The following is a 12,475-nucleotide window of genomic DNA, read 5'->3' as shown; positions in this document are numbered from 1 at the left end:
GCGATGCAGTTCGGGCGCACCTACGAGGAGTTCGAGGTCGGGGCGACGTACAAGCACTGGCCGGGCAAGACGGTCACCGAGTACGACGACCACCTCTTCTGTCTCCTCACCATGAACCACCACCCGCTCCACATGGACACCAACTATGCGGAGAAGACGACGGACTTCGGCAAGAACGTCGTCGTCGGGAACTACGTCTACTCGCTGCTGCTCGGCATGTCCGTCCCGGACATCTCCGGCAAGGCGATCGCCAACCTGGAGATCGAGTCGCTCAAGCACGTGGCGCCGACCTTCCACGGCGACACGATCTACGGCGAGACGACCGTGCTGGACAAGTGGCCGTCGAAGTCGAAGAACGACCGCGGCATCGTCCACGTCGAGACCAAGGGGTACAAGCAGGACGGCACGCTGGTCTGCGTGTTCCGCCGCAAGGTGATGGTGCCCACCGAGACGTACATCAAGGAGCGCGGCGGCGAGCAGCCGGGCCGCCCCCAGCTCGAGGAGCAGGAGAAGTAGCCATGGCGCGACTCGCCCAGACCGCCGGTCTGACCGACATCCAGCGGGAGATCCTGTCCACCGTCCGGGACTTCGTGGACAAGGAGATCATCCCGGTCGCCACCGAGCTGGAGCACCGCGACGAGTACCCGCAGGCGATCGTCGACGGCCTCAAGGAGCTCGGCCTGTTCGGCCTGATGATCCCCGAGGAGTACGGGGGTCTGGGCGAGTCGCTCCTGACGTACGCCCTCTGCGTCGAGGAGATCGCCCGTGGCTGGATGTCGGTGTCCGGCATCATCAACACCCACTTCATCGTGGCGTACATGCTCAAGCAGCACGGCACGCAGGAGCAGAAGGACTACTTCCTGCCGAAGATGGCGGCCGGTGAGATCCGTGGCGCCTTCTCGATGTCGGAGCCGGGTCTGGGCTCCGATGTGTCGGCCATCACGTCCAAGGCGGTCCGGGACGGGGATGAATTCATTTTGAACGGTCAGAAGATGTGGCTGACCAACGGGGGTACGTCGTCCCTCGTCGCCGTTCTGGTGCGAAGTGACGAAGGTCACCCCGAGGGCACCGCGCCGCACAAGTCGATGACCACGTTCCTGGTCGAGAAGGAGCCCGGCTTCGGTGAGGTCCGCCCCGGCCTGACCATCCCGGGCAAGATCGAGAAGATGGGCTACAAGGGCGTCGACACCACCGAGCTCATCATGGACGGCCTGCGGATTCCCGCGGATCGCGTGCTCGGCGGGGTCACCGGGCGCGGCTTCTACCAGATGATGGACGGCGTGGAGGTCGGCCGCGTCAATGTGGCGGCGCGTGGCTGTGGCGTCGCTCAGCGTGCGTTCGAGCTCGGCGTCCAGTACGCCCAGCAGCGTCACACGTTCGGCAAGCCGATCGCGCAGCACCAGGCCATCCAGTTCAAGCTCGCCGAGATGGCTACCAAGGTGGAGGCCGCGCATGCCATGATGGTCAACGCGGCACGCAAAAAGGACTCCGGGGAGCGAAACGACCTTGAGGCGGGGATGGCGAAGTACCTCGCCTCCGAGTACTGCAAAGAGGTCGTGGAGGATGCCTTCCGGATCCACGGCGGCTACGGCTTCTCCAAGGAGTACGAGATCGAGCGCCTCTACCGCGAGGCCCCGATGCTGCTGATCGGTGAAGGTACCGCCGAGATCCAGAAAATGATCATCGGGCGGAGGCTGCTCGAAGAGTATCGATTCCAGGGCTGATTGTCCGGAAGCGGGGTGTTTTCTTCGAGAAGAAGATCACACCCCGTAGGCACTCTTCGGCCGCCGACTCGGCTTCCTGACTTACCCAGTTGTGGCGCTTAGCCGCTACGATCGCCGGAAAGCCGCCGTCCCCCGTCAGAAGCGCGGCATCATTCCGCTACGAAGGTCATCCATGCCCCACAGCCAAACCTCTGCACCTCGCGACAGCCTGGTCGGCGTACGCCTCGCGCGCGGAGCATCGCCGTGGCTTCTGCCGACCGTCGCCACGGCAGCCCTCAGCCTGGCCCGCGCCCGCCGCTCCGGCGCCGCGAAGGCCGTCGCCGTCCCCGCCACCGCGCTCGCGGCGGGGATGCTGTGGTTCTTCCGCGACCCCGAGCGTGAGATCGCCCAGGGCCGGGTCATCTCGCCGGCCGACGGCGTGGTGCAGAGCATCATGCCGTGGAAGGACGGCCGCACCCGCGTCGCGATCTTCATGAGCCCGCTCAACGTCCACGTCAACCGCGCTCCGATGGCCGGGACCGTGACGTCGGTCGAGCACGTCCCGGGTGGTTTCGTTCCCGCTTTCAACAAGGAGAGCGAGAACAACGAGCGGGTCGTGTGGCACTTCGACACCGAGCTCGGTGACATCGAGATGATCCAGATCGCCGGCGCCGTGGCCCGCCGTATCGTCCCCTACATCCCGCAGGGCACCAAGGTCGAGCAGGGTGAGCGGATCGGCCTGATCCGCTTCGGCTCGCGCGTCGACCTGTATCTGCCGGAGGGCGTCGAGGTCGCGGTGGAGGTCGGCCAGAAGACCGTGGCAGGGGTGACTCGCATTGACCGTGACTGATCCCGGCACGCAGCCGGGCTGGGTCCCGGAGGCGGCGACGGAGGACGAAGAGGAGGAGATGCCCCTCTCTCTGCGCCTCTCGATAGCGGACACCCTCACCCTGGGCAACGCCACCTGCGGCTTCATGGCGGTGTACTTCACCACCACCGGCATCCTGATCCCGCACCTCACCGGCAGCCAGGAAACCGGCATGGCCCGCCACAGCGCGGCCACGGCGGTCATCCTCATGCTCTGCGCCGCGGTCTTCGACCTGTTCGACGGCCTGGTCGCGCGCAAGCTGCGCTCCTCCCCGATGGGCGCCGAGCTGGACAACCTCTCGGACCTGATCAGCTTCGGCCTGGCCCCGGCGTACTTCGTCCTCGTGTACGGCATGGTCGCCGACGACGCCCACCAGCGGGTGGCGGCCGTCGGCGCGATCGTCGTCCTGCTCGCCGTGGTGCTGAGACTCGCGAGATTCTCCTGTGTGACGCCGACGAACGGCATGTTCCAGGGCATGCCGAGCCCCTTCGGCGCGCTGACGGTCGTCGCGATCGTGCTGCTGGAGCTGCCGTTCGCGGCGACGCTGCTGGCGATCCTGGGCACCGCATGGCTGATGGTGAGCCGCGTCGAGTACCCCAAGCCGCGGGGCCGCCTGGCCGGCGCGATGCTCACCTGGATCGTGCTGAGCATGGGCCTGCTGGTGGCCTGGGCCTTCGGCGCCCCCAGCGGCCAGCTGCTGCTGCAGACGGGCTGCGCGCTGCAGCTGGTGATGGGCGCGGTGATCCCGCTGTTCGCCACGGCCCGCCGGGTGAACAACTTCCGCGACAACCGGCGCGAGGCGCGGGCGGCGCAGCCGTAGCGCTCCGCTGGGTGGGGCCCCGGACCGGGTTGGGTTCGGGGCCCTTCGCTTTGTATGTGCCGGGCGTCGGTGCGGGCCTCGCTGGGGGCTGCCCCCCCCAGACCCCCGCTTCGGCCCTGGACGGGCCTCGTCCTCAATCGCCGGACGGGCTGGGTTGTCCCGGCCGGCATTGAGAAGTTCAGCTCAGGAAGTCCCGCCCGATCCGCTCCGCCGTCCGCTCCAGGATCGGCCCGGCGTCCGCGATGCACTTCGCCACGTCCGGCTCGACCTCCGTCAGCGGGTACGCCCGCCTGATCCCCGCCCGCCCCAGCGCCTCCGGCGTCAGCGCGAGCCGCCCGCACACCGCGACGACCTCCTTGCCCGCCGCCCGTGCCGCCGCGGCGACGCCCGCCGGAGCCTTGCCGTGCAGGGTCTGCTCGTCCAGCGAGCCCTCACCGGTGATGACCAGATCCGCACGCTCCAGTGCGGGCGCGAAGCCCAGCACGTCGAGCATGACCTCGATGCCGGGCCGGAAGCGCGCGCCGATCAGCAGGGCGCCGTACCCGATGCCACCCGCCGCCCCGGCTCCCGGCGCCCCGGCGTACTCCGCCGCCCTGGGCCCCACGGCCTCCTCCAGCACCTTCGCGAAGTGTCCCAGCGCCGCGTCCAGCGTCGCCACGTCGTCCGGCGAGGCTCCCTTCTGCGGCCCGTACACCGCGGGAGCGCCCTTCGGCCCGGTCAGCGGATTGTCGACATCGCTGGCCAGCACCAGCTCGACCGAGGCAAGCCGCGGGTCCAGCCCCGACAGGTCCGCGGACGCCAGCTCGCCCAGTCCCCCGCCGCCCGGCGCCACCGGCTCCCCGTCGGCCGTCAGGAGGCGCGCCCCGAGCGCGGACAGCATCCCCGCACCGCCGTCCGTGGTCGCGCTGCCCCCGACCCCGAAGACGATCGTGCGCGCCCCGGCGTCGAGGGCGGCCCGCAGCAGCTCGCCGGAGCCGTACGTGGACGCCGTCAGCGGCGCGAAGCCCCCGGCCGGCAGCCGCTGCAGCCCGCTCGCCTCGGCCATCTCCACGACCGCGGTGTCGCCGCGCAGCGCGAACGCGGCCGTCACCTCGTGCCCCAGGGGTCCCGCGACCCGTACCTCACGCCGCTCGAACCCGGCCGCGACCGCCGCGTCCACGGTCCCGTCGCCGCCGTCGGCCACGGGCAGCGCCTCCACCGCGAGGTCCGGCACGACGCGGCGCAGCCCGGCCGTCACCCGCTCGGCGACCTGTACGGCCGTCAGCGACCCCTTGAACTTGTCCGCGGCGATGAGCACCCCGCGGGCGCCGTCCACAGCGTCAGCCACTTTGTCTTCCCCTTGCTCTCCGGGCCCCGCGCACGTCAGGGCCAGTCGCGCCGCTGTGACCTTAACCGCAGGACACCCCCGACGTCATGCCCCTGCCCGGTCCCCGGAATGCCCTGGCAACCGGCTGAGGACGGCCTGTGGCGGTGGCCGGAAGTGGGTAAACCGGAGTTATGACCCCTGTGGGCACTGAGCCAGAGCTCGCCGACCGCGTCCTGGGGGGCTGGCTGGGCCGGATCGCGGGCAACATGCTGGGCAAACCGGTCGAGCAGGGCGACCTGTGGACGCGGGACCGTATCGACGACTACCTGCGGCAGGCCTGCGCCCTGCCCCTCACCGACTACTTCCCCGAGCCGCCCCCCGGCGGGGCCGCTCTCGAACTGCGCCCGGAGTGGCGCCAGTGCGTCCGGGGCCGCATCCACGGCAGCTGCCGCGACGACGACGTCGACTACGCGATCCTCGGCCTGGACCTGCTGGAGACCCACGGCTTCGGCTTCAGCACCGAGCAGGTCGGCGACCTGTGGCTGCTGCGGCTGCCGTATCTGCAGACCTTCACGGCCGAGCGGGCGGCGTACCGGAACCTCGCCAGCGGCCTGAAGCCGCCGCTGACGGCGACGTACGACAACCCCTACCAGGAGTGGATCGGCGCCCTGATCCGCGCCGACATCTACGGCTGGACCCGCCCCGGCGCGCCCCGCCGCGCGGCCGCGCTGGCCCGCCGGGACGCGGTGCTCTCGCACACCGGCAACGGCGTCTACGGCGCCATGTGGGCGGCGGCCCTGATCTCGGCGGCGTTCACCGCGCCCACGGTGCGGCACGCCCTGGACGAGGCGCTGGCCGTCGTCCCGGCGAGCAGCCGCCTGGCGCGCACGGTCCGCCGTGTCATCTCCCTCCACGAGACCCGGATGACCTGGGAGGACACGCTCACCACGGTGGCCGAGGAGACCGCCGGGCTGGGCTGGATCCACACGATCCCGAACGCCGCCGTGCTCACCGCCGGGCTGCTGTACGGCGACGGCGACTTCACGCGGACGCTCGCGCTGACCGTCCGCGGCGGTCTGGACACCGACTCCAACGGCGCCACGGCGGGCTCGGTGGCCGGTGTGCTGACCGGCGCGGAGGAGATCCCGGTCCAGTGGAAGGAGCCGCTTCAGGACACGGTCCGCAGCGCGGTCTTCGGCTTCGACGGGGTCCGGATCAGCGAACTGGCGGAACGGACCCTGCGACTGGCGCAGGCGGAGGCGTAGCAGGCGTGGGCGTAGGGCGCGCGTTCGGGGCGTCGTGCGCCGGAGAAGGTGGCCCTGTGCGCTGGTTACCCTTTCCAGGGTGACCACTCCTGACTTCGCCACGTACATCGCGGGCCTGCCGCGCGTCCTCGCCGGTGCCGCCGCTCTCTTCCGTGACGGCGAGGGCCGTGTGCTGCTCGTCGAGCCCAACTACCGCGAGGGCTGGGCGCTGCCGGGCGGCACGGTCGAGTCCGACGACGGCGAGACCCCACGGCAGGGCGCGCGCCGCGAGACCGCGGAGGAGATCGGCCTGGACCGCGAGCCGGGGCGGCTGCTCGCCGTGGACTGGGTGCACGGGGCGTCCCGGCCGCCGCTGGTGGCGTACCTCTACGACGGCGGAGTGCTCAGCCCGGAGGACATCAAGGCGATCCGGCTGCAGGAGGAGGAACTGCTGTCGTGGCGGTTCGTCGCGCCCACGGATCTCCTCGGCCACCTGCCCGGCGCCACGGGCCGCCGCGTGGTGGCCGCCCTCGACGCCCTGGAGAACGGGTCGGGGACGGTGGAGCTGGAGAACGGCCACCGGGTCGGCTGACCCGGCCGGGGGTCAGCCCTCCACGTCCCGCGGCTTGGCGTTGACCTCGCGCAGCCCCTCGTCGCGCTGGGCGAGCCTGGCCTCCGTACGGTGACCCCGCTGGATGTAGTCGCGCAGGATGAGTTCGACCGCGTCCTGGGGGTTGCCGACGCCCGTGAGGACCATGGTTTCAACGACGAGTTCGGCGTCGACCGAGACGTTGACCTTTGCCATGCGCGGACCTTAGCAGCAGCCGCACCCCACCGACCCGATTATCTGTTCGCCGCCCCGCCCTTCCCCGCCTACCCTCGATCACATGGCCAAGCCCCTCGTCGCCCTCCTCAGCGGCGCCGGCATCTCCACCGACTCCGGCATCCCGGACTACCGCGGCCCGAACGGGCTGTGGCGGCGGGATCCGGAGGCCGAGAAGCTCGTGACGTACGCGTACTACATGAACGATCCGGAGATCCGGCGTCGTTCCTGGCAGATGCGGCGGAAGAACCGGACGCTGCAGGCGCAGCCGAACGCCGCGCACCGGGCGGTGGCGGAGCTGGAGCGGTCCGGGGTGCCGGTGCGGGTGATCACGCAGAACGTGGACGGGCTGCACCAGCTCGCCGGGATGCCCGCCCGCAAGGTGCTCGAACTGCACGGCAGCGCGCGCAGTGTCGTGTGCACGGGCTGTCATGCGCGCGGCCCGATGGCGGACGCGATCGCGCGCGTCGAGGCCGGTGAGGACGATCCGGCGTGCCTGGAGTGCGGCGGGATCCTGAAGTCGGCGACCGTCATGTTCGGCGAGCGGCTCGATCCGGTGGTGCTGGGTGAGGCGCTCGCCATCAGCAAGGCCTGCCAGGTGTTCATCGCCGTCGGTACCAGTCTCCAGGTACAGCCCGCGGCCGGGCTCGCGGGGGTCGCCGCCGACCACGGCGCCCGCCTCGTCATCGTCAACGCCGAGCCGACCCCGTACGACGAACGGGCCGACGAGGTGATCCGGGAGCCGATCGGCACAGCGTTGCCGGAGCTGCTGCGCACGCTGAGTGACTAGAACAGGGCCTCGCCGCGCTCGAAGTCCAGCAGGCGCTGCTTGCGTTCCAGGCCGCCGCCGTAGCCGGTGAGGCTGCCGCTCGCGCCGATCACACGGTGACAGGGGACGATGATGCCGATGGGGTTCCTGCCGTTGGCGAGGCCGACCGCGCGGGAGGCGTTGGGGTTGCCGAGGGCCTCGGCCAGTTGGCCGTACGAGCGGGTCTCGCCGTAGGGGATGCGGCGGAGCTGCTCCCAGACGGTGCGCTGGAACGGGGTGCCGTTCAGGCGCACTTCGAGGCTGAACTCCTTCAACTCGCCGCCGAAGTAGGCCGCCAGCTGGTCGACGGCCTCGCCGAAGGGTGTCTCGTCACGCTCCCCGAACGTCTCCTCCGCCGGGCGGTGGCGCTGGTCAGCCATGTACAGGCCGCACAGGACGCCGTCCTCGGCGACGAGGGTGAGGGGGCCGTACGGGCTGTCGATGACGGTGTGCTGTCGCATGGGAAGTCCTTACACCGGAAGGAAGTTGATCGGGTGGCTGTCGGTCGCCCACAGGTACTGGACCGCGTACGCCCGCCACGGGCGCCACGCCGCCGCGCGTGCGGTGAGCGCGGCCGGAGTGGACGGCAGGCCCAGCTCGCCCGCGGCGCGGCGGATGCCGAGGTCGGTGGGGAGGAAGGCGTCGGGGTCGCCGAGGGCGCGCATCGCGATGACGTCGGCCGTCCAGGGGCCGAAGCCGGGGAGGGCCAGGAGCTGGGCGCGGGTCTGCGGCCAGTCGCTCTCCACACCCAAGTGCAGTGACCCGTCGGCCAGTCGGCCGACGAGGGTGGTGAAGGTCGTGCGGCGGGTGCGGGGCATCGCGAGCGACTCGGGGTCCACCGACGCGAGCGCGTCCACCGACGGGAACAGGTGGGTGAGCCCGCCCTCCGGGTCGTCGACCGGCTCGCCGTGCGCGGTGACCAGGCGGGCCGCGTGGGTGCGGGCGGCGGCCGTGGAGACCTGCTGGCCCAGCACGGCCCGTACGGCGAACTCCGCCTCGTCGACCGTGCGCGGGACGCGGCGGCCCGGGGCCTTGTCGACCAGGGGCGCCAGCACAGGATCCGCCCGCAGCTGGTCGTCGACCGCGACCGGGTCGGCGTCCAGGTCGAGCATCCGGCGGCAGCGGCTGATGGCGACGGGCAGGTCGCGCAGGTCGCCGAGGGCGAGGCGGCAGGCGATGTGGTCGGGCCGCGGGGTGAGCGCCACGATGCCGTGGCCGTACGGGAGGCGCAGGGTGCGGCGGTAGGCGCCGTCTCGCCACTCCTCCACGCCGGGTACGGCGGTGGCGGCGAGGTGACCGAAGAGGTTGTCGGGGTTGAGCGGGGCGCGGAACGGCAGGCGGAGCGACAGGGCGCCCGGGGTGCCCCCGGCGGGTCCTCGCGGCGCCCGGGCGCGCAGGTCGCCAGGGGTGAGGGCGTAGACCTCGCGGACGGTGTCGTTGAAGGTGCGGACCGAGGAGAAACCGGCCGCGAAGGCGATCTCCGCCATGGACAGCGCCGTCGTCTCGATGAGCAGCCGGGCCGTCTGGGCGCGCTGGGCGCGGGCCAGGGCGAGCGGGCCCGCGCCGAGTTCGGCGAGCAGCTGGCGTTCGATCTGCCGGGCGCTGTAGCCGAGCCGGGCGGCCAGGCCGGGCACGCCCTCGCGGTCCACGACGCCGTCGGCGATCAGCCGCATGGCGCGGGCCACGAGATCGGCGCGCCGGTTCCACGCCGGGGAGCCGGGGGTGGTGTCCGGGCGGCAGCGCTTGCACGCCCGGAAACCGGCCTGCTGGCAGGCCGCCGCGCTCGGATGGAACACCATGTTCTCCGGCCTCGGCGGCACGACCGGGCAGCTGGGCCGGCAGTAGATCCCGGTGGTCAGGACGGCGGTGAAGAACCAGCCGTCGAAGCGCGCGTCCTTGGACTGAACGGCCCGCAGACAGCGCTCGGTGTCGGTGTGCATCCCCTTCTGCATGCGTCCAGCATCGACCACCGGACGCGCCGGGGCTGGCGAGAATCCGACATCAACCTTCCCTGTCCTGGACCGCCCCGGATCGCCACGCCGACTCCCGCAGCAACCGCAGCCCGTTCAGTCCGACCAGCACGGTCGAACCCTCGTGCCCGGCGACACCGAGCGGCAACGGCAGATGCCCGGCCAGGTCCCAGACGACCAGCACGGTGATGAACGTACCGGCGATGACCAGGTTCTGGACGACCAGGCGGCGGGCCGCCCGGGACAGTCGTACGACCGCCGGGACGGTGGCGAGTTCGTCGCGTACGACGACGGCGTCCGCGGTCTCCAGCGCGAGGTCGGAGCCCGCGCGCCCCATCGCCACGCCGGAGTGGGCGGCGGCGAGGGCGGGCGCGTCGTTGACGCCGTCGCCGACGAAGAGCACCTTGCGGCCGCTGTCCTGGAGTTCCCGTACGGCCTTCACCTTGTCCTCGGGCAGCAGGTCCGCGCGGACGTCCGTGAGGCCGGTGGCGGCGGCGACACGGGCTGCTGTGTGCGCGTTGTCGCCGGTGAGCAGGACGGGCGGGGTGCCGGTCAGGGCGGTGAGGGCGGCGGTGGTCGCGGGGGCCTCGGTGCGCAGGCGGTCGGTGAGGGCGAGGATGCCCACCGGGATGCCGTCGCGGACCACCCGCACGACGGTGGCGCCGTCGTCCCGGCTCGCGTCGGCCTCCGCGCGGCCGACCCGCACCTCGCGCCCGTCGACCACGGCCGTGACCCCCAGACCCGGCAGGGCCGTGAAGTCCTCGGCCGCCGCGACCGGCAGCCCCCTGCCCCGGGCCGCGCTCACGATCGCCCGCGCCAGCGGATGCTCGCTGGGATGCTCGGCCGCGGCGGCGAGCGCGAGCAGCCCGTCCGCGTCGAGCCCGGATTCCGGCAACGGCCGTACGTCCGTCACCTCGGGCGCGCCCTCGGTGAGCGTGCCCGTCTTGTCGAGCGCCGCGGTGTCGACCTCGCCGAGCCGCTCCATCGCCACCGCCGACTTGACCAGCACGCCGTGCCGCCCGGCGTTGGCGATCGCCGACAGCAGCGGCGGCATGGTGGCCAGGACGACCGCGCACGGCGAGGCGACGATCATGAAGGTCATGGCCCGCAGCAGCGCGGCCGTGAGGTCGGCGCCGAAGGCGAGCGGCACGGCGAAGACGGCGATCGTCGCGGCCACCACGCCCACCGCGTAGCGCTGCTCGACCTTCTCGATGAACAGTTGCGTCGGTGCCTTGGTCCGGGACGCCTCCTCGACCAGCGTCACGATCCGGGCGATGACGGAGTCGGCGGGGTCACGTTCCACGCGGACACGCAACGCGCCGGTGCCGTTGAGGGTGCCCGCGAAGACCTCGTCGCCGGGGCGCTTGAGCACCGGCAGGGGCTCGCCGGTGATGGTGGCCTGGTCGGCCTCGCTGCTGCCGTCCAGCACCTGGCCGTCGGCGCCGATCCGCTCCCCCGGCCGGATCAGCAGCACGTCGCCGACGGCGAGTTCGGAGGTCGGCACGGTCTCCTCGCGCCCGTCGTCCGTGAGCCGGGTCGCGGTGGTGGGGGCGAGGTCGAGCAGCCCGCGCACGGAGTCGGCGGTGCGGGCGGTGGCCAGCGCCTCCAGCGCGCCGGACGTGGCGAAGATGACGATCAGCAGGGCGCCGTCGAGGACCTGCCCGATCGCCGCGGCGCCCAGTGCGGCGACGATCATCAGCAGGTCGACGTCGAGGGTCTTCTCGCGCAGCGCGCGCAGCCCCTCCAGCGCCGGTTCCCAGCCGCCGGTGACGTAGGCGACGGCGTACAGCGGGCCGAAGGCCCAGGTGGGGGCGCCGCCGAGGTCCAGGGCGAGGCCGAGCAGGAAGGCCACCAGCGCGGCCAGCGCCCAGCGCGCCTCGGGCAGCGCGAGGACGCGGGTGCGGCGGCGGGGTGCCGTCAGGGAGCGGGCAGGGGTCGCCGTTCGCGGCGTGAGAGTCGCTGACACACGGGGCACGATACAGGAACAGATGAAGACTCATTCATGCGTTCATATGCGACGGGTACGATACCGGTCATGGGTCATGGAGCCGTCACCCCCGCAGCCGCCGAGCGCGTACGCCTGGACGAGGCCAACGTCGCCAAGGTGGCCACCACCCTCCAGGCCCTGTCCACCCCGTCCCGCCTGCTGATCCTGGCGCGGCTGCGCGAAGGGCCGTTGCCCGCCACGGAGTTGGCGGCCGAGGTCGGCATGGAGCAGTCCGCCTGCTCGCACCAGCTGCGGCTGTTGCGCAACCTCGGCCTGGTCGTCGGCGAGCGGCGCGGCCGGTCGATCGTCTACGCGCTGCACGACCACCACGTCGCCGAACTCCTCGACCAGGCCGTGTACCACGTGGAGCACCTGCGGCTGGGCATCAGCGACGCCGCCGACTAGGACGGCTCAGCGGGCGGGTTCCCGGTAGGCGGCCAGCGCCCAGATCACGAACACGTCGATCGCCATGATCACGACCGACCAGACGGGCTGGTACGGCAGGAAGAGGAACTGCAGGACCAGGCTCAGCGCGGCCAGGGTGATACCGGCGACCCGCGCCCAGGCCGCCCCCATGAGCAGGCCCCAGCCGGTGACGGCGACCAGGACGCCGACGACCAGGTGGATCCAGCCCCAGCCGGTGAGGTTCAGCTCGTAGACGTACGTCCCGACGCGGGCGTACACGTCGTCCGCGGCGATCGCCGCGATGCCCTGGAGCACCGCCAGCAGACCGCCGCACAACATCAGCACACCGGCGAACACGACGCCGCCGGTCGCCCACCCCTCGCGGCGGCCCGTCGGCGCGGTCTGCGGGGTTCCCGTCGGATGTGCAGCGTGCTCAGCCATGGCGGCCGTCCTTCCGTCCCGGTGCGGGTGTCCCCCTGTGGGCGGCTTCCAGCCTCCCGGCGCGTCCCGGGTGCCGCCATTCCGGTTACGCCGGTCGGGT

General features: G+C 72.0%; 14 protein-coding genes. 8 read left to right on the top strand and 6 right to left on the bottom strand.

All coding sequences use genetic code 11. From position 1 onward, the window contains the following. Positions 1–3 precede the first annotated feature (3 nt). The 4 genes from KWI83_RS00245 (at position 4) to pssA (ending at position 3,391) form a co-directional block, all read left to right on the top strand. The gene (locus tag KWI83_RS00245) at positions 4–516 is read left to right on the top strand and encodes a MaoC family dehydratase (protein ID WP_218512691.1); all 513 of its coding nucleotides are present in this window, start codon (positions 4–6) and stop codon (positions 514–516) included. A 2-nt stretch (positions 517–518) separates the two neighbouring features. Continuing rightward, complete coding sequence (locus KWI83_RS00240; RefSeq protein WP_218512167.1) at positions 519–1,724, top strand: acyl-CoA dehydrogenase family protein; 1,206 nt, start codon at positions 519–521, stop codon at positions 1,722–1,724. 172 nt (positions 1,725–1,896) lie between these two features. Then, complete coding sequence (locus KWI83_RS00235; RefSeq protein WP_218512166.1) at positions 1,897–2,553, top strand: phosphatidylserine decarboxylase; 657 nt, start codon at positions 1,897–1,899, stop codon at positions 2,551–2,553. Then, positions 2,540–3,391 (top strand): CDP-diacylglycerol--serine O-phosphatidyltransferase, encoded by an 852-nt coding sequence (gene pssA / locus KWI83_RS00230; RefSeq protein WP_218512165.1) that lies wholly within the window; start codon positions 2,540–2,542, stop codon positions 3,389–3,391. The genes KWI83_RS00235 and pssA overlap by 14 nt, the downstream gene beginning before the upstream one ends. Positions 3,392–3,569: 178 nt before the next feature. Here pssA and KWI83_RS00225 read toward each other — a convergent pair whose 3' ends face one another. Then, the gene (locus KWI83_RS00225; RefSeq protein WP_218512690.1) at positions 3,570–4,688 is read right to left on the bottom strand and encodes a glycerate kinase; all 1,119 of its coding nucleotides are present in this window, start codon (positions 4,686–4,688) and stop codon (positions 3,570–3,572) included. 200 nt (positions 4,689–4,888) lie between these two features. On the opposite strand from KWI83_RS00225, the gene KWI83_RS00220 reads away from it, so the two are divergent. Then, complete coding sequence (locus tag KWI83_RS00220) at positions 4,889–5,962, top strand: ADP-ribosylglycohydrolase family protein (RefSeq protein WP_218512164.1); 1,074 nt, start codon at positions 4,889–4,891, stop codon at positions 5,960–5,962. A gap of 79 nt (positions 5,963–6,041) precedes the next feature. Then, a complete protein-coding gene (locus KWI83_RS00215) occupies positions 6,042–6,533 on the top strand; it encodes an NUDIX hydrolase (protein ID WP_218512163.1) in 492 nt (163 codons plus the stop codon). A gap of 12 nt (positions 6,534–6,545) precedes the next feature. Here KWI83_RS00215 and KWI83_RS00210 read toward each other — a convergent pair whose 3' ends face one another. After that, on the bottom strand, positions 6,546–6,746 hold the full coding sequence (locus KWI83_RS00210) for a type II toxin-antitoxin system VapB family antitoxin (protein WP_218512162.1): 201 nt from the start codon (positions 6,744–6,746) through the stop codon (positions 6,546–6,548). A gap of 82 nt (positions 6,747–6,828) precedes the next feature. On the opposite strand from KWI83_RS00210, the gene KWI83_RS00205 reads away from it, so the two are divergent. Then, positions 6,829–7,554 carry a Sir2 family NAD-dependent protein deacetylase gene (locus KWI83_RS00205; protein WP_218512161.1) on the top strand — a complete coding sequence of 242 codons (726 nt, stop codon included), beginning with the start codon at positions 6,829–6,831 and terminating at the stop codon, positions 7,552–7,554. Here KWI83_RS00205 and KWI83_RS00200 read toward each other — a convergent pair. The 3 genes from KWI83_RS00200 to KWI83_RS00190 are packed head-to-tail and all read right to left on the bottom strand — an operon-like array spanning position 7,551 to position 11,508. Next, positions 7,551–8,033: a methylated-DNA--[protein]-cysteine S-methyltransferase gene (locus KWI83_RS00200; protein WP_218512160.1), complete on the bottom strand. Its 483-nt coding sequence runs from the start codon at positions 8,031–8,033 to the stop codon at positions 7,551–7,553. The genes KWI83_RS00205 and KWI83_RS00200 overlap by 4 nt on opposite strands. 9 nt (positions 8,034–8,042) lie before the next feature. Next, a complete protein-coding gene (locus KWI83_RS00195) occupies positions 8,043–9,524 on the bottom strand; it encodes a DNA-3-methyladenine glycosylase 2 family protein (protein ID WP_305733662.1) in 1,482 nt (493 codons plus the stop codon). A 49-nt stretch (positions 9,525–9,573) separates the two neighbouring features. Next, positions 9,574–11,508, bottom strand: coding sequence for a heavy metal translocating P-type ATPase (locus KWI83_RS00190; protein WP_218512159.1), 1,935 nt, complete (start codon positions 11,506–11,508; stop codon positions 9,574–9,576). A gap of 69 nt (positions 11,509–11,577) precedes the next feature. On the opposite strand from KWI83_RS00190, the gene KWI83_RS00185 reads away from it, so the two are divergent. Then, positions 11,578–11,934: a metalloregulator ArsR/SmtB family transcription factor gene (locus KWI83_RS00185; RefSeq protein ID WP_256361593.1), complete on the top strand. Its 357-nt coding sequence runs from the start codon at positions 11,578–11,580 to the stop codon at positions 11,932–11,934. Between the two features lie 6 nt (positions 11,935–11,940). Here the strand turns inward: KWI83_RS00185 and KWI83_RS00180 are convergent, their stop codons facing one another. Next, positions 11,941–12,375: a hypothetical protein gene (locus KWI83_RS00180; RefSeq protein WP_218512158.1), complete on the bottom strand. Its 435-nt coding sequence runs from the start codon at positions 12,373–12,375 to the stop codon at positions 11,941–11,943. Positions 12,376–12,475: the final 100 nt, after the last annotated feature.

Origin of the sequence: Streptomyces sp. TRM70350 (genome assembly GCF_019219825.1) — a bacterium.
Lineage (GTDB): Bacteria > Actinomycetota > Actinomycetes > Streptomycetales > Streptomycetaceae > Streptomyces.
The sequence above is the reverse complement of the archived record's forward strand: the minus strand, read 5'-3'. Positions and strand labels throughout refer to the sequence as shown.